Raw genomic sequence first — 17,117 nt, forward strand, 5'->3', positions numbered from 1 at the left:
AAATGGGTTTTCGTGTCGCAGTCGTAGGCGCAACCGGCAATGTCGGGCGCGAAATGCTGAATATCTTGGCGGAGCGGGACTTCCCGGCCACCGAGATTATCGCCATTGCGTCGCGAAAATCGATTGGCCAGACCGTGGGTTATGGCGACAAGGAACTGAAGGTGGTCGCCCTTGATACCTTCGATTTCAAAGGCGTCGATATCGCGCTCTTCTCCGCTGGCGGTTCGGTTTCCAAGGAATATGGCCCGAAGGCGGCTGCAGCCGGTGCCGTTGTCATCGACAACAGCTCGCATTTCCGCATGGATCCCGATGTGCCGCTCGTGGTGCCCGAGGTGAACCCGCACGCACTGGCCGGTTACAAGAAGAAGAACATCATCGCCAACCCCAACTGCTCGACCGCGCAGATGCTGGTGGCGCTGAAGCCCCTGCATGACGCCGCCAAGATCAAGCGCGTTGTTGTGTCCACTTACCAGTCGGTATCGGGTGCAGGCAACGAGGCGATGGACGAACTGTTCACCCAGACGCGGGCGATTTTCGTCAATGACGAGATCAAGCGCGAGAAGTTCACGAAGCAGATCGCCTTCAACGTCATCCCGCATATCGACGTCTTCATGGAAGACGGCAATACGAAGGAAGAATGGAAGATGATCGCCGAAACGCACAAGATGCTGGACCCCGATATCGAGGTCACGGCCACCTGCGTGCGTGTGCCGGTGTTTGTCGGCCATTCGGAATCGCTCAATATCGAGTTCGAGAACCCGATCACCGATGCGCAGGCCCGCAATATCCTGCGCGAGGCTCCGGGTTGCCTCGTGATCGACAAGCGCGAAGACGGCGGCTACATCACCCCCGTTGAGTGCGTTGGCGACTATGCAACCTTCATCTCGCGCATCCGCAAGGACCCGACCGTGAAACACGGCCTCAACATGTGGGTCGTGTCGGATAACCTCAGGAAGGGCGCTGCGCTCAATGCGGTGCAGATTGCAGAAAGCCTCGTAAATCAGGGTCTCCTGAAGGCCGCTGCATAAGACGCACCGAAAAGATTTCATGAGAAGGGGGCCGCATGGCCCCCTTTTTCGTCAGATGAAACTGTCCTCATCCGACGATGGCGCCTTGCCCGGCTGGAAGATGATGGCGGCGGATGTGCCAACGCCTTTTTCACTGTCGATCACGATGCGCGCGCCCTGGCGTTCTGCAAACAGGAAGCTCAGCGGCAGGCCGAGGCCCGAGCCGTCGCTATGGACGCTATAGGCGGTGTCGAGGGCGCCGATGGGCGTTGTCACCTGCTTCAGCTCCTCCGCCGTCATGCCGACGCCTGTATCGCGCACAATGAGCGCCACCTCGCCGCCGGGGCGTTCCTCAAGGTCGATCCTGACCTCGCCCTTGTTGGTGTATTTGATGGCATTCGACACCAGCACCAGCACCGCTTTGCGGGTCATTTCCATGTCGCCGAGCGCCCACAGCGGTTCGCCGCGTTCGCTGCCGGGGAAATCCAGATGCCGGGACGCCGCTTGTTCCAGCATGATGCGGCGCGCGGCGCGGGCCACCTCGCTGAGGTCGAAGCTTTCCTGCTTGGCCACGCCGCTTGAAAGGTCGAGGGTCGAAAGATCGAGAATGTCGCTGATCAGCGCCAGCAGCTGTTCACCGGTCTGCGCGATTTCGAGCGCGAATTCATGGATTTCCTCGGGCGGCAGTTCGTGCCCCTTCAGGAGGCTGGCGTAACCGATGATGGCGCTTAAGGGGTTGCGGATTTCGCGGCTGATATTGGCCATGAAGATCGACTTGGCCTGGTTGGTGAAGCGCTCGTTCTGCAACGCAAGCTCCAGCCGGGCGAGCTGTTCGAGCTGCCGGACTTCCTCGATGAAGCGCAGACCGAGCGATTTGACGGCATCGACGAGCATCTTGTGTGTGGCGGGTTTGGCCGTCAGCGCGATGATGTAACCGAGAGGCTGGTAGTCGGCATCTTCAAGCGAAAGATAGACGCTGTCGGCAGCTTCCCATGTTGCAAGCTTCTCGGTCGTGACCATATAGCGGCAGTCGGCTTCCCTCGGCAGGGTGCGGAACTTGATCGGATCGGTGGCACCGTCGCGGTCCACGGCGGCAAGGCTGACGGCTAGTTCATCCGCCGCGCGGGCCGGGGGCATCAGCACCACAAGGCGCGCGTCAACGGCCTTGCCGATAGCGCCAAGGGCTGCTGTCATATAGCTCATGCCGCCAAGGTCTGATAAAGAGGCAACCAAGCTGTCACCCGTTTCCCTGTTGCTGCTGATCGGGGCGATGAAGGTCATGAGATACGCCGGAATTCATATGATTCTGTCATCCATGTATGACAGAAGTATCGTTCAGATCGGCAGAAATGCCTACAAGAAAAAATTCAATCAGGGATGGTTGATCGAGTAATTCCAAAGAATTAGCAATATTCAACCAGACGAAGTCGGAAGATTGCAACTATGACACCTGAAACGAGAATCCCGGTCGCGCCGCTTTTCATGCCCGCTTCTAACGCCCGCGCGATCGAGAAGGCGCGGGGACTGTCGGCAGACGCCATCATCCTTGATCTCGAGGACGCCGTAAGCCCCGATGCCAAGGCGATTGCCCGCGAACAGGCGGTGGCGGCTGTTCGCGAAGGGGGCTTCGGCGACAGGCTTGTAGCGATCCGCATCAATGCGCTTGATACCCCGTGGGGCGGAGAGGACCTCGCTGCCGTGATCGAGGCCGGCGCTCGGCATCTGGTTGTGCCGAAGGTGGAAACGGCGGCTGCGATGGCCGATCTCACCGTGCGACTTGATGTCGCACAATCGCCTGCCCGCGTTTGGGCGATGATCGAAACACCGAAGGGCGTGCTGGCCGCTGTCGCCATTGCTGCCGCCTCGCCGCGCCTTGCCGGATTGATCCTCGGGGCCAATGATCTGGTGAAGGAGATGCGGGCGCGGCATGTGGCGGGGCGGGCGCCGCTCCTCTATGCCATGGGGCAGGTGGTGACGGCTGCACGGGCCGCCGGGATCGGCGTGATCGATGCGGTTTACGCCGATTTCCGCGATGAAGCCGGCTTTTCTGCCGAATGCCGGCAGGCGCTGGAGTTCGGCTTCGATGGCAAATCGCTTATCCATCCCGCGCAGACCCCGCTGCTTCTGCAGGCATTTTCACCGTCTGCTGACGAGCTGCAGGCAGCGAAAGAGCTTGTCGAAATTTTCGAACGCGCCGCAGTGGAAGGCAAGGGCGTTGCCGTGCATAATGGCCGCATGATCGAAGCCCTGCATGTGGAGGAGGCACGACGCGTTCTTGCGCGCGGCGGGCTCGCTGGGGTAACTCCGCGTTAACCACTGGTGTGCAGGATGCGGGCTCTCGCCCGTACTGTGATTCTACACATACTTGGCAATGTTTTTGGGGAACATTCAATGGATCATCATCCTATCCAGCCGACCAATATCGAGCATCGTTTCGGCGATGACGAAATCATCGTTTCCAAAACCGACCCGCGCGGCTGGATCACCTATGCCAACGACATTTTCTGCAAGATTTCGGGCTTCCGTGAAGACGAGATGATCGGCAAGCCGCACAGCCTGATCCGCCATCCGGACATGCCGCGGACGGTCTTCAAACTGCTGTGGGAAACGCTGAAATCGAAGCGCGAGATTTTCGCCTTTGTGAAAAATATCGCCAAGGACGGTGGCTATTACTGGGTGTTTGCCCATGTGACCCCGACGCTGGATCAGAACGGCGAGATCATCGGCTATCACTCAAACCGCCGGGTACCGTCGAAAAAGGCGGTCGCGCAGATTTCCAAAATCTATGAAGCGCTTCTGGCGGAAGAGAAGCGCCACGGCGACCCCAAGGCAGGGCTCGCAGCCGGTGAAGCGCTGCTGGTGAAGACGCTTGCGGATGCGGGTGTCACTTATGACGAATTTGTCTGGTCGCTGCAGGAGTAGAGGAAGATGATCGGTTTTCTGAAAGACAAGACTGTAGCGAGCGCCCCGAAATATGATCCGGCCTATGTGCGGGATCTGGAAGACAAGCTCGCGGACTATGAACGGGCCTTCAACGCCATTGCGGCCGTCTCCGGTCGCTTCAGTCAGGGCGACAGCGAGGCCCGCATCATCGGCTGGCAGAGCCACGGCCCCCATGCCGAGGTGCTGCGCGACCTCAACCATATGCTCGACCTGACGGACGCCTATGTGCGTGAAAGCGCGGCGGCCCTCGATGCGGCGGTTGAAGGACGTTATCACCGCAAGTTCCTGACCACCGGCATGCGCGGCGCGTTCGGCCGGGGGGCTGCCATCATCAACCGGGCCGCAGCCCGCATGCAACAGATGGAAGCGGAGGAGCAGGCTGGCCGCGAGACGCTGGCACAGGAATTCCACGCCCATGTGATGGGGGTCGTCTCCACGCTGAAGGCATCTGTCGCGCAGCTGGATGCAACTGCAAGCGCCCTGAAGGAAGACGCCCAGACAACGAGCGGCCTTGCGGTTGCGATGGCGGCGGCGTCCGAGCAGGCGTCGGCCAATGTGCAGACGGTGGCGGAAGCGACCGAACAGCTTTCGGGCTCGATCACCGAGATCAACCGTCAGGTCGCCGAGACGAACGGCGCCGCCGAACAGGCCGTGACCGCCTCGCGTGCTGCGACCGAAGCCGTGACCCGGCTGGCGGCAGCAGCTGAAAAGATCGGCGGCGTGCTGACCTTCATCCGCAAGATTGCCGACCAGACCAACCTTCTGGCGCTGAATGCCACCATCGAGGCGGCGCGTGCAGGCGAGGCCGGCAAGGGCTTTGCCGTTGTGGCGAACGAGGTGAAGAACCTCGCGAACCAGACGGCCCAGGCGACGATGGAAATCACCGCCGAGGTTGCCGCGATGCAGACCGCATCAGACGAAACCGCCGAAGCCATCCGCACCATCGACACCCGCATCGCCAACGTGGGCACAAGTGCACGTACCATCGCGAGCGCGGTGGATGAGCAGACCGTGGTGGCCGGCGAGATATCGAACAACGTGCGCGAAGCGGCGCAGGGCACGCAGGAAGTTTCCCACAATGTGGCAAGCGTGAGCACGGCTTCCGCGAAAACCGAGCGCGGCGCCAGTGAGGTTGGCCTGGCGGCGGAAAGCCTGTCGGCCGAAGCCGAAACGCTCAGCGAGCGGGTCGAGATATTCCTGAAAGAACTGCGCGGCGCCTGAGGCACCGGGCAGATTTTTGAATTCAGATGACTGGCGGGGCTCAGCGCCCCGCCGCCACCCCGCCAATGTGGCGGGCGAGGAAGGCTTCCATAGCATTCAGGGTCATGAGCCGCGCTTCCGCTGATTCCAGAAAATGATCGCCGGAATCCATCTCCACGAACTCGACCGACTTGTGCAGGCTTTTCAACTTGCTGTTCATGGCGCGGCCATGGTCAAACGGCACGACCGGATCGTCCTTCGCGTGAATGAGCAGGATCGGCGCGTTGATCTCGCCAGCACGGTGCACCGGCGAGATGTCTTCCTTATTCATCCCTTCGGGGATGATTTTCTTTACCCGGAATTTCCCGCCGATGAAGCCCTTGTCGGCTTCGATCATGCGCGGAATATCGGCCACCCCGTTGAAACTGATGGCGCAGGCGTAAAGATCCGGTTCGGTAACAGCGCCCATGAGGGCTGCATAGCCGCCGTAGGAGCCACCGGCGATGCAAATGCGCTTGGGATCGGCAAGCCCTTGTTCAATCGCCCACCTGGTGGCGTCGGTCACATCTTCCTGCATTTTGCGGCCCCATTCGTTGTAGCCGGCTTCCATGAAGGCATCCCCGTACCCGGTTGAGCCCCGGAAGTTCGGCTGTAGCACCACATAGCCGCGGTTTGCCATGAATTGCGCCATATAGTGGAAGGAGATGGAGCTGCGTGAATGCGGCCCGCCGTGAGGGAAAACGACCATCGGCAAGTTCTTCGCCTCGCGGTCAGCTGGTTTGGTGACCAGCACCTCGAATTCCAATCCGTCACGGGCGGCGATCTTCTGCACCTCGATATCGGTCAGCGCAGCGGGGTCGATATTCCGGATGCGGGTGATTGGCGCCAGCTGCTTCGATTTCAGGTCGAGGAGATAGTAGCTGCCCGGATCACGCACGCTGCTGTGCAGGATCAGGAACATCTTCTGGCTGCGCACGATATCGGTGATCTCGTTCAGTCCGTCCGGCAGCAGCTTGTCGATGCTGGCCTTCAGGCCGGCAATCTGCTTGTCGATATAGTGAACCCGCCCGCCGTCCGGGTCGTTATAACGATAGCCGATGATGGCGTCGGTTTCGGGGTCGCGCTTCAGGCCGGTCACATCGCCTTCCTCTGGCGCAAAAAGGGTTTCGACGATTTGCCCCATGGGAATGTTGTAGGTGACAAGCGTATGGTTGCCGTCCTCCTGCAGATGCAGGGCATAGGCGACCTTGGGATTCTCGGTGAAGGCTAGAAGTTCGATCTCGCCGCTCGCCATCATGCCCGAATCCTGAATGTCGCCAAGGCGGTCGGTATCCGGGTCTTTGTAGACGATATGGAATTCGGTGCGGTCGTAACCCCAGCCGATGCGGGGCTCGTGGTTCTGGTCTGTCATCCACTGCTGAATGCCGTGCATGCCATCGCTGATCACGCTGAACTGGCCGTTCTTCACCTTCACTTTGCGGATTTCGTACTTGCCGTTCATCTCGGGGTCGAGGGTGGTCATAATATGATCGGGGTCATCCGGCAGCATGTCGATCACCCGGTCCTTGAACTGGGCGCGCGAGGACGTGAGGCCTTCGTCTTTCTCACGTTTGCTGGGGCGCGCCATGCTCATGAATTTCGAGCCCTTCTTGCGGTTCAGGCTGAACATGTCCGTGCGGGTGAATTCTTCACCGCGGATGCGGTCGGTGAAGCGATAGGCGATGAGAAGCGTCTCATTGTTGGCCCAGTCTATCCAGGAAATGTCGGCGGTAATCCGCCCCTGATCGATCGGCGGCAGGACCACAAGCGTCTCGGGGCTCGTGTCACCGATCGGATGCATGAACACATGCTGGCGCCCGTTGATAGGCGAGACATAGGCGACATAGTCGCCGCCGGGTGAAAGGTTGAAATGCTGCGCAGATGGCAATTCTGCGAAACGCTCAACCGGAATCAGGGCTGGGACTGCATCGGCAGCGCTAGCCTGGGAAAGGCCCGCGAGTGCGGCTGCGAGGATGGTGCTTCTGGCAAATGTGCCAAACACGGCATGGGACGATTTCATAAAGTCTCCGAATGTATAAATTGGGATCAGGACGCCGGGGCGCCCAAATGTGTTTTCAGGAACGCCTCCATCGCGGTCAGCGTGGTGAGGCGGGCCTCGGCGGTATCGAGATAATGGTCACCGGATTTCAGTTCGACGAACTCGACAGGTTTGCCGAGCGACTTGAGCTTCGAATACATGCCCTTGCCCTGGTCGAAACGGACGACCGGATCGTCCTTGGCATGGATGATCAGCACGGGGGCCGAAACTTCCCCGGCGCGGTCGACCGGCGAGATATCCTCCGCCTTGCGGCCTTCGGGGATGATCTTCTTGTTCCACTCGCGGCCACCCAGGAAGTAACGGTCGAACCGCAGCATGCCGGGGATGTCGGCCACACCGTTGAAGCTGACGGCGCAGGCATACATGCCGGGTGCCGCGATGGTGCCCATGAGGGCCGCATAACCGCCGTAGGAACCGCCGACGATGCAGATGCGCTTGGGGTCTGCGATACCCTCATTGATCGCCCATTTTGTGGCGTCGGTCACGTCATCCTGCATCTTGCCGCCCCATTCGTTGAAGCCGGCTTCCATGAACTGTTTGCCATAACCGGTGGAGCCGCGGAAATCGGGCTCAAGCACCGCATAGCCGCGGTTGGCAAAAAACTGGCGCTGATACTGGAAGCCGCCGGGGGTGCGCGAATGCGGGCCGCCGTGCGGCATCACGATGAGCGGCAGGTTTTCAGCCTTGCGGCCGACCGGCAGGGTCAGCATGGCCTCGAACTCGAGCCCGTCGCGGGCGGTCACGGTGTAGCTGACAGTTTCGGCCATGGTTTCCGGGACGAAGTCGCGACGGTTGATTTCGGGCGTAAGCGTCTTGGCTTTCAGGTCGAGGATATAATAGGTGCCGTCGTTGCGCTCATTGCTGTGCAGGATGAAAAACTGGTTCCGCGCGGGCACAAAATCGACGATCCGGTTATGACCGTTCGGCAGCAGCTGATCGATCCGCGCTTTCAGTTTGTTCAGGAAGGGGTCGGTATAGAAGGTGTCGCCCCCATCTTCATCAATGTAGGTATAGCCGATGACGGCATCATTGACCGGGTGGCGGCGCAGGCCGGTAGCCGTGGCGCCCTCGCGCTCGAACAATATGCTTTTCACCTTGCCGTTCAGCACATCGAACGTCACCAGCCGCTTGGCCGTATCGCTGATGGTTTCAAGGGCATAGACAATGCGCGGATCCTCGGTGAAGCCGATCGGGTCGATCCGCTCGGCATCAAGCCATTCGGTGTCCGTCAGGTCGATGAACTTGCCGGTTTCGGGGCTGCGGTACACCGTCTTGCTGTTGGAATACTGGTCAAACCCCCAGCCGAGTCGGGGTTCGTGATTGGCGTCCACGAGCCAGTTCTGAATGTCGCTGCGACCTTCCGTGATCACGGAATATTTGCCGTTGCGGACATTCACCTTGCGGATTTCGGCGCTGCCATCGCGGTCGGCATCGATAGCCTGCAGAACGAAGTCCGGCTCGTCCGGCAATTGATCTATAATGTCATCCTTGAACTGGGCGGGCGAAGCCTTGTATCCCTGTTGCCGCTGCTCGCGGGTTGGCTTTGCCATGTCCACCCATTCCATCTTGCCTTCGCGTGGTACGCTGAACATGGCGGTGCGGACATAGCGCCTGAAGGCATCGTCGTTCGTGAAACGGTAGGAAACAAACAGCCGCTCATTGTTGGCCCAGCCAATCCAGCTCACGTCGGCGGTCAGCCGGCCTTCGTCAATCGGCGGCAGGATGACCATCTTATTGAAATCCTTTTCTCCCAGCCGGTGCATTATCACATGCTGGCGACCGTCAAGCGGCGAGACATAGGCGATGAATTCCCCGTCCGGCGAGACGGTCAGCTGGTTCACGCGGGCGAGGGCGGCAAACTGCTCCACCGGATAAAGGGGCGGCGGTGCGATTGTCTCATCGGCAAGGGCTGGCAGGGAAAGGGCGAAGGCAAGGGCCAGGGGCCGCAGATAGTGGCGCATAGAAGATGAAATCCATGAATACAATTTTATCGATCGAAGCTACCAACCAAAGTTTCAATGCGCAATCGTTTGGGTTGTGAAAATTTCGCGTCACCCGAAGCGTGGCGAAAGTTGGGCGTTTGTTGAATATCCGCCTTGCGGAACAAGGCAGCGCGGCGTTAAAAGGGGCGTCGGACGATGACGGGCCCGGATCGAGGGCCGTGCCCGCCTCAACATTGTATTTCTTCTAGGGGATTTCTCATGGCACAGGCGAACCGCCCGCTTTCTCCCCACCTGCAGGTTTACCGCTGGAGCGCCGCGATGGCAGCCTCCATCCTTCACCGTGCGACCGGTTCGGCGCTCGCGGTGGGGGCGGTCATCCTTGTCTGGTGGCTCATGGCTCTGGCTTCGGGGCCCGACAGCTTCGAAACCGTGATGACCTGTCTGGCGAGCCCTCTGGGACGTTTCGTGCTTTTCGGCCTCACATGGGCCCTGATGCAGCATTTTGCATCCGGTGTCCGGCATCTGATCATGGACAGCGGCCGTATGTATAGCCTGAAGGTCAATGCGGCCTCGGCCAAATTTACCTTCGTGTTCTCTGCCGTCGCCACGGTCGTGATCTGGGCGATGGGCTACCGCATGTTGGGGATGATCTGATCATGAGCGATTTCAAAGCCCCCCTCGCCAAGGTCCGCGGCCTTGGCTCCGCCAAAGAGGGCACCCATCACTGGTGGGTGCAACGCATGAGCGGTGTAGCCAACATTCCGCTGACGCTGTTTGTCGTCACTTCCTTCATCGGCAACGCAGGCAAGCCCTATGCTGACTGGGTGGCGTGGCTGCAACAGCCGCTCGTCGCCGTGCTGATGCTGCTCTTCGTGCTGAACGTGACGTGGCACCTGCGCCTCGGCCTTCAGGTCTTCGTCGAAGACTATGTCCACACGAAGATGAACAAGATTATCGTGATGACGGCAATCACCTTCGGCACGGTCCTGCTCGCGGCGCTTGGCGCCTTTTCCATTCTCAAGATCGCCTTTGGGGGATAAGTGATGTCCAAGGCCTATCCCATTACCCTTCATACCTATGATGCCGTTGTTGTCGGCGCCGGTGGCTCGGGCCTCCGCGCGACCATGGGCCTCGCTGAAAGCGGGCTCAAGACGGCGTGCATCACCAAGGTTTTCCCCACCCGTTCGCATACCGTGGCAGCGCAAGGCGGCATTGCCGCATCGCTCGGCAACATGGGCGACGACTGCTGGCAGTGGCATATGTATGACACCGTCAAGGGCTCCGACTGGCTCGGTGACCAGGACGCGATCGAATATATGGTCCGTGAGGCTCCGGCAGCGGTTTACGAACTGGAACACTATGGTGTGCCGTTCAGCCGCACCGAGGAGGGCAAGATCTACCAGCGCCCGTTCGGTGGCATGACCACGAAATTCGGTGAAGGCCCGGCGGCCCAGCGCACCTGTGCTGCCGCCGACCGTACCGGCCACGCCATGCTGCACGCGCTTTATCAGCAGTCGCTGAAATACGACAGCGACTTCTATATCGAATATTTCGCCATCGACCTGATCATGGAAGGCGGCGAATGCCGCGGCGTGATTGCCATGAATATGGAAGACGGCTCGATCCATGCCTTCCGTGCGCAGGCAACCGTTCTGGCGACGGGCGGTTATGGCCGTGCCTATTTCTCGGCAACCAGCGCCCACACCTGCACCGGTGACGGCGGCGGTATGGTACTGCGCGCCGGTCTTGCGCTGCAGGATCTGGAGTTCGTCCAGTTCCACCCGACCGGTATCTACGGCGCTGGCGTGCTGATCACCGAGGGTGCCCGCGGTGAAGGCGGCATTCTTCGCAACTCCGAAGGTGAGCGTTTCATGGAACGCTATGCCCCGTCGGCGAAGGATCTGGCTTCGCGCGATGTGGTTTCGCGCTCGATCTCGAACGAGATCCGCGAAGGCCGCGGCGTTGGTGCCAACAAGGATCACATGTTCCTGCACCTTGAGCACCTGCCGGCCGATGTGCTGCACAAGCGCCTGCCGGGCATTTCGGAATCCGCGAAAATCTTCGCGGGCGTCGATGTGACCAAGGAGCCGATCCCGATCCTGCCGACCGTCCACTATAATATGGGCGGTATCCCGACCAATTATCATGGCGAGGTCATCAACCCGACGAAGGACAATCCGGACGCTGTTGTGCCCGGCCTCTTTGCAGTTGGTGAAGCGGCATGCGTGTCGGTGCATGGGGCCAACCGCCTGGGTTCCAACTCGCTCATTGACCTTGTGGTGTTCGGCCGCGCCGTCGGCAAACGGGTGCCCGAGATCGTCAAGCCGGGTGCGACCCAGAAGGCTCTCAGCGAAGGCTATGCCGAGATGGCGCTCAGCCGCCTCGACGCCGCTCGCTACGCATCGGGCTCGACCCCGACCGCCGAGATGCGCCTGAAGATGCAGCGCACCATGCAGAACAACTGCGCGGTGTTCCGCACCAAGGAAGTCCTTGAGGAAGGCGTGAAGCTGATCGACGATGTGGCCGCCGGCATGGGCGACCTGAAGACCAGCGACCGTAGCCTTGTCTGGAACAGCGACCTCATTGAGACGCTGGAACTGCAGAACCTGATCGGCCAGGCCGTGCTGACCATGCATTCGGCTGAAAACCGCAAGGAAAGCCGCGGTGCCCACATGCACGAGGACTTCCCTGACCGCGACGACAAGAACTGGATGAAGCACACCGTTTGCTGGTTCGACGGCAACAAGGTGACGCTTGGCGATCGCCCGGTCCATGATTTCACGCTTACCGAGGAAATCGGCTATATCAAGCCGAAGGCCCGGGTGTACTAAGGAAGGGATGAAAACAAATGGCTGAATTCTCGCTTCCTGCAAACTCGAAGATCGGCAAGGGCAAAACCGTCAAGGCCGCTGAGGGCGCCAAGAATATCCGCAAGTTCCAGGTTTACCGCTGGAACCCGGACGACGGCGAAAACCCGCGCATGGACACCTACGAGGTGGACATGGACAGCTGCGGCCCGATGGTTCTTGATGCCCTTATCAAGATCAAGAACGAGATGGACAGCACGCTGACCTTCCGGCGTTCATGCCGCGAGGGTGTGTGTGGGTCCTGCGCGATGAATATCGACGGCAAGAACACGCTGGCCTGCACCCGCGCCATCGAGGACGTGAAGGGCGATGTGAAAATCACCCCGCTGCCGCATCTCGAGGTGGTGAAGGATCTGGTACCGGACCTGACCAACTTCTATGCGCAGTACGCCTCGATCAAGCCGTGGATGCAGACGCAATCGACGACGCCGGAGAAAGAGCGCCTGCAATCGGTGGAAGACCGCGAAAAGCTCGACGGTCTTTACGAATGTATCCTTTGCGCCTGCTGCTCGACCTCCTGCCCGAGCTACTGGTGGAACGGCGACAAATATCTGGGCCCCGCTATCCTCCTGCAGGCTTACCGCTGGATCATCGACAGCCGCGACGAAGCCACCGGCGACCGCCTCGACAACCTTGAGGATCCGTTCCGGCTTTATCGCTGCCACACCATCATGAACTGCGCGAACGCCTGCCCGAAGGGACTGAACCCCGCCAAGGCCATCGCCGAAATCAAAAAGATGATGGTGGAACGCAAGGGCTGATCTCGGCCTTTCATCAACCGGATCAAAGGGCTGGCTTTCGCCGGCCCTTTTTCTTTGTGTCGGGCCAGGCCGGAAGCCTTCTGGCGTTTACGCTTATTCAATAAATTTTTAGGATTTTTTAAGGGTTGGCGCGGATAAAGGCGCCAGGGATCGGGCAGACAGGCACTGCCCCTGTGTTTTGAAGTGTGGTGCCGATTGATGAAGTGGGGAAATTCGAACATGGCTGCGGGGCTCGCGGCCCTGCTGCTGTCGCCGCTGGCATTCGTGCCCGCCGCGCAGGCCGAGCCCTTGCGGGTCGGCCTGATCGACAGCACCATCTATGACGATGCGATTGTCGCCATCGTCAAGGAAGCCGGGTTCGAAGCCGAAATCATCCATGAGACCGTTGATATATTGCGTGAGCAGTTTGTGCGCGGCGAACTGGATATGGATTGCTGTTCCATCCCCGAATGGCGCACCCGGGCCGACGAAGCCGAAGTCCAGCTTTTCAGCGACCATTTCTTCGTAGCGGCCGATCACCTGATCCTTGGCCCTAATGTGAAGAAGCCCGCAGAAGGCGCACCCCTCAATCTCGAGGGGCTGCGGTTCGCCGCGGTGAAGGGTTTCAACTATACGCTCGATGACCAGATCCGCCTGCGGGTGCCGGTCGACACGATCGAGGATGCGTTTGCCGCACTTGCCGATGGCCGGGCGGACGTGACCGTGTTCGGCGTGCAGGAATTTTTCCGGATGCAGGCGGCCAACCGGTTGCCGGTAGTCCTTGGCCCGGTCACCCAGCGTTATGGCCTGCGCATCCGGGTGCACAAGGATCATGCGGACCAGTTGCCGCAGCTCAATGCCGCCATCGCCCGCATGAAATCGGACGGGCGGATCGATGCGCTGATCGGCACGGCCTTGCGCGCGAGCAAGGCGCACTAGGCAGCGGCGTCACGGGCTGAGGAAGCGCTCGCGCAGCTTCTCGCGCCGGGTATCATCCAGCCCGAGGGCGGTTAGCAGATAACCATCCACCGAGCCGAAGCTCTGCTCCATCGCATGCCAGGCCCGCATCAGCCAGTCGGCCTCCACCCCCACAAGCGGGCGCAGCGCGCGCGGCGCCACGCGGTGGCCGGATTTCGCGAAGATATAATCGGACATGCGTTCTGTGGCGGCGTCGCGGTCCACCGCACTGTTGGTCAGAACGAAATCCTCGATCACTTCATCCTCGTCCACGCCAAGGGCGGTGAGGACAAGCGCGCAGCCGATGCCGGTGCGGTCCTTGCCGGCGGTGCAATGGATGAGGGCGGCATTGCCCTGATGATCGTCGATCAGCACATCCATCATGCGCTTCAGGCCGGATGCGTTGGCAATCGGGATCGTCTCGAACGCCGCGCGGAAGCCTTCGTCCAGCTCGTGCGCCGGAAACACGCTGCCGGCGGTAAGGCTGTCGAAAAGTTCCTTGATGCGGGCCGCCACATTGCCGCCGATGGGCACGGCGTGATAGCGCGGCGTCCACATGCAGGGCCAGTGGACGGGATGGCGCACCTTTTCGTGGTCGGTACGGAAATCGATCACGGTCTCGATATCCCGCACGCACATTTCGGTGCCGCATTCCTCGGTCATGTCAGCAAGGTGGCCGGACCGGAACAGCGTACCCCAGCGGGTCTGGCGGCCGTCCGATGTGTGGTATCCGCCAAGGTCGCGCAAATTCTTCACGCCGGTCAGCGGGATCAGTCGTCTCGGGAGGTCTAGGCTTTCTGGCATCTTTTCTTTCCTGTTCTGGCTCCAGTGTGGAAGCGGGGCAGGGGGCTGTCAACAGGGCGGGCCCTGCGGGCCGCATACCGCGCTTTGGCGTTGCTGGCGGCTTTCGGCGCATGCTAGGACACAGGAAAGACGATGAGACTCGGGGAGCCCGTGTGTGACAGCCAGTTTCGACCCTTCAGGGCCAACCGCCCGCTATCAGGCCCTGCAGGCGGCAGGCGAGATCAGACCGGATGGCGATCAGGCGCGGGTGGTGGCGCGGCTGGAACGGCTGTGGCGCGAACTGAAGGACTATCCCGAGCTTTCGGGGCATGCCGCCGGCCTCAGTGTGCGGTCATGGCGGCTTTCCACGCTTTTCAGCTGGGGCAATAACGAGAAAAAGGTGCCGCGCGGGCTTTACCTTTATGGCGGTGTCGGGCGCGGCAAATCCATGCTGATGGACCTGTTCTATGAGACCGCCCCGGTGAAAGCCAAGAAGCGGGTCCATTTCCACGAATTCATGCTGGATATCCATGCGCGGCTCAATGCCTGGCGCCAGATGAGCCCGGCCGAACGGCTGAAGATGGGCGCACGCGCCACTGAAGACGACCCGATCCCGCCGATTGCCCGCCAGATCGCCTATGAGGCGACGCTCCTGTGCTTCGATGAAATGCAGGTGACCGATATTGCCGACGCCATGGTCCTGTCGCGCCTTTTTGAAGGCCTGATGTCGCGCGGCGTGGTGATCGTGGCGACCTCCAACCGCCCGCCGAAGGACCTGTATAAAGATGGCCTCAACCGCCAGCTCTTTCTGCCTTTCATCGCGCGGCTTGAGGCCGAGTTTGACGTGATGACACTCGATGGTCCTGTCGATTACCGGCTGGACCGCATGAAGGGTGTGGAGACCTATCTGGTGCCCGTTGATCAGGAAACCACCGACCGGCTCTCGGCCGCCTTCTTCAAACTGACTGACCGCGACGTATCGGACCGCGACAAGGTGCCGTCCGAGGAACTGACCGTGCTTGGCCGCACAGTTTTCGTGCCGAAGGCGGCGAAGGGCGTGGCGGTTTTCTCCTTCAAGCGGCTGTGCGCCTCGGCGCTTGGCCCTGCCGATTACCTGACCATCGCGCGGCATTATCACACCGTCATCCTGGTCGCGATCCCGAAGCTCGGCCCCGCCAAGCGGAACGAGGCCCGGCGCTTTGTCACGCTCATCGATGCGCTCTATGAGCACGGCGTGAAGCTTCTGTGCAACGCCGAGGTGCCACCCGAAGCGCTTTATACCGAAGGCGACGGCGCCTTTGAATTCGAGCGCACCGTATCGCGCCTCATGGAAATGCAATCCGAAGACTATCTCGCCCGCGGCCACGGCGTGCCGGAGGCGCAGGGCTGAACGCAAGGCAGTGCCGCAGATTCATCTGTGGTTGTGATTTCCGCTCGCGAGATGAAGCACGCATGTCCCAAATCGGGACAGTCATGCCATTGCATGCCATGAAAATTCCGCCGAAATTATGCAGACGGGGCCTACAGTTAAAACTTCATTAAAATTCGATTGACCGATACGCCCCCTGCGTGTGCAAATCACCCGGTGTGCGTCATGGTGGTGTTGCCACGGCGCTTTTTTTCAAGAATCCATTTCGGGGGTCTTCATGTCTGTTCTGAAGAAAGCCATCGCTGCGGTGCTGGTCGCAACGGGATTAAGCGCGGGAGCGCAGGCAGCCGTTGAGACGTTTGTGTTTCGCGGTGATGTCGATTTTGGCACGTCAGCAATGGCGGAAGCGTTCGGAGTGCATGGCTCAACTCTCGGCCAATTCAGCGCAGTCTTAAAGCTTGATACTGGCCAGACGTTGGCTGACGCGCTCGGTGTCGATCACGTGTATAGAGAAGTTCATGGAGAATTTCTGTACGAGTTCAGGGAGATTTACTACCAGGCAGAATCTTTGACTATGATGATTGGTGGTCTGGATTTCTCTTTTGGAGATGACGAGGTCGTTATATATTTCTTGGACGGCATCCAGGATGGTATTTACGATGTTGGGGATAGTGTAAGCATATGGACGCCGTATCTGAAATATAACAATGGATATCGCAGCGAATACGAAGACCTTTATTTCGGATTTGATTTGAAGTCCGGTTCAAATGAGCATCTTTTTGAGAGTGGCGACGCTGCGGGTATTTACGAGTTTCTCGATGGGGGCTCGATCTCTGACGGATTGTATGGCCACGGGTATGACGATTTGTGGGCAGAGAGTGGAGAACGCACTCGTCTCAATATTACCAACATCACCATGTCCCTCGCCCCCGCCGTCCCCGAACCCGCCACATGGCTCACCCTGATTTTGGGCTTTGGCCTTGCCGGTGTCGCGGTGCGTCGCCGCCGGGTGGTGCTGGCGGCCTGAGGTGGCTTTCACGCGGAATTGATAAGGCCCGCTGCCGATTGGTCCGGTGGCGGGCCTTGTCGTTCCATGCGTCCGGCACATGGCTGACCCCTTAAAAAAGAACGTGCTTTTCGTCCCTCAGGGCTTAGAGTGGTCCGGCTGACTTTGAAACTTGGGACGGAAAGCGGTTTCCCGGTTGCCAGT

General features: G+C 60.1%; 15 protein-coding genes. 11 read left to right on the forward strand and 4 right to left on the reverse strand.

Features of this window, described 5'->3' with window-relative positions:
- Positions 1–2 precede the first annotated feature (2 nt).
- Entirely contained in the window at positions 3–1,028 is a 1,026-nt protein-coding gene (locus tag OU694_RS13890; protein ID WP_308911613.1) for an aspartate-semialdehyde dehydrogenase, read from the forward strand.
- 51 nt (positions 1,029–1,079) lie between these two features.
- Here the strand turns inward: OU694_RS13890 and OU694_RS13895 are convergent, their stop codons facing one another.
- The gene (locus OU694_RS13895) at positions 1,080–2,288 is read right to left on the reverse strand and encodes a sensor histidine kinase (RefSeq protein ID WP_308911614.1); all 1,209 of its coding nucleotides are present in this window, start codon (positions 2,286–2,288) and stop codon (positions 1,080–1,082) included.
- Between the two features lie 162 nt (positions 2,289–2,450).
- On the opposite strand from OU694_RS13895, the gene OU694_RS13900 reads away from it, so the two are divergent.
- The 3 genes from OU694_RS13900 to OU694_RS13910 all read left to right on the forward strand — a co-directional run bounded on the left by OU694_RS13900 (position 2,451) and on the right by OU694_RS13910 (position 5,171).
- The gene (locus OU694_RS13900; RefSeq protein ID WP_308911615.1) at positions 2,451–3,320 is read left to right on the forward strand and encodes an HpcH/HpaI aldolase/citrate lyase family protein; all 870 of its coding nucleotides are present in this window, start codon (positions 2,451–2,453) and stop codon (positions 3,318–3,320) included.
- Between the two features lie 78 nt (positions 3,321–3,398).
- Positions 3,399–3,929: a PAS domain-containing protein gene (locus OU694_RS13905; protein ID WP_308911616.1), complete on the forward strand. Its 531-nt coding sequence runs from the start codon at positions 3,399–3,401 to the stop codon at positions 3,927–3,929.
- A 6-nt stretch (positions 3,930–3,935) separates the two neighbouring features.
- Entirely contained in the window at positions 3,936–5,171 is a 1,236-nt protein-coding gene (locus tag OU694_RS13910; protein WP_308911617.1) for a methyl-accepting chemotaxis protein, read from the forward strand.
- Between the two features lie 40 nt (positions 5,172–5,211).
- Here the strand turns inward: OU694_RS13910 and OU694_RS13915 are convergent, their stop codons facing one another.
- Positions 5,212–7,209, reverse strand: a complete 1,998-nt coding sequence (locus tag OU694_RS13915; RefSeq protein WP_308911618.1) for an alpha/beta hydrolase family protein — start codon at positions 7,207–7,209, stop codon at positions 5,212–5,214.
- A 26-nt stretch (positions 7,210–7,235) separates the two neighbouring features.
- Positions 7,236–9,209 (reverse strand): alpha/beta hydrolase family protein, encoded by a 1,974-nt coding sequence (locus OU694_RS13920; protein WP_308911619.1) that lies wholly within the window; start codon positions 9,207–9,209, stop codon positions 7,236–7,238.
- A gap of 240 nt (positions 9,210–9,449) precedes the next feature.
- On the opposite strand from OU694_RS13920, the gene sdhC reads away from it, so the two are divergent.
- The 5 genes from sdhC (at position 9,450) to OU694_RS13945 (ending at position 13,737) form a co-directional block, all read left to right on the forward strand.
- Positions 9,450–9,845: a succinate dehydrogenase, cytochrome b556 subunit gene (sdhC, locus tag OU694_RS13925; RefSeq protein WP_308911620.1), complete on the forward strand. Its 396-nt coding sequence runs from the start codon at positions 9,450–9,452 to the stop codon at positions 9,843–9,845.
- 2 nt (positions 9,846–9,847) lie between these two features.
- Positions 9,848–10,231, forward strand: a complete 384-nt coding sequence (gene sdhD, locus OU694_RS13930; RefSeq protein WP_308911621.1) for a succinate dehydrogenase, hydrophobic membrane anchor protein — start codon at positions 9,848–9,850, stop codon at positions 10,229–10,231.
- Positions 10,232–10,234: 3 nt separating this feature from the next.
- On the forward strand, positions 10,235–12,022 hold the full coding sequence (sdhA, locus tag OU694_RS13935) for a succinate dehydrogenase flavoprotein subunit (RefSeq protein WP_308911622.1): 1,788 nt from the start codon (positions 10,235–10,237) through the stop codon (positions 12,020–12,022).
- Between the two features lie 17 nt (positions 12,023–12,039).
- Complete coding sequence (locus OU694_RS13940) at positions 12,040–12,819, forward strand: succinate dehydrogenase iron-sulfur subunit (RefSeq protein ID WP_308911623.1); 780 nt, start codon at positions 12,040–12,042, stop codon at positions 12,817–12,819.
- 219 nt (positions 12,820–13,038) lie between these two features.
- The gene (locus OU694_RS13945) at positions 13,039–13,737 is read left to right on the forward strand and encodes a substrate-binding periplasmic protein (protein ID WP_308911624.1); all 699 of its coding nucleotides are present in this window, start codon (positions 13,039–13,041) and stop codon (positions 13,735–13,737) included.
- A 9-nt stretch (positions 13,738–13,746) separates the two neighbouring features.
- Here the strand turns inward: OU694_RS13945 and OU694_RS13950 are convergent, their stop codons facing one another.
- Positions 13,747–14,559 carry a tyrosine-protein phosphatase gene (locus OU694_RS13950; protein ID WP_308911625.1) on the reverse strand — a complete coding sequence of 271 codons (813 nt, stop codon included), beginning with the start codon at positions 14,557–14,559 and terminating at the stop codon, positions 13,747–13,749.
- Between the two features lie 154 nt (positions 14,560–14,713).
- Between OU694_RS13950 and zapE the strand changes: the two genes are divergently transcribed.
- Entirely contained in the window at positions 14,714–15,928 is a 1,215-nt protein-coding gene (gene zapE / locus OU694_RS13955) for a cell division protein ZapE (RefSeq protein ID WP_308911626.1), read from the forward strand.
- 256 nt (positions 15,929–16,184) lie between these two features.
- Complete coding sequence (locus tag OU694_RS13960; RefSeq protein ID WP_308911627.1) at positions 16,185–16,934, forward strand: PEPxxWA-CTERM sorting domain-containing protein; 750 nt, start codon at positions 16,185–16,187, stop codon at positions 16,932–16,934.
- The last annotated feature ends 183 nt before the right edge of the window (positions 16,935–17,117 follow it).

The sequence above is a fragment of the Pseudokordiimonas caeni genome (genome assembly GCF_026719705.1).
GTDB classification, from domain to species: domain Bacteria; phylum Pseudomonadota; class Alphaproteobacteria; order Sphingomonadales; family Kordiimonadaceae; genus Gimibacter; species Gimibacter caeni.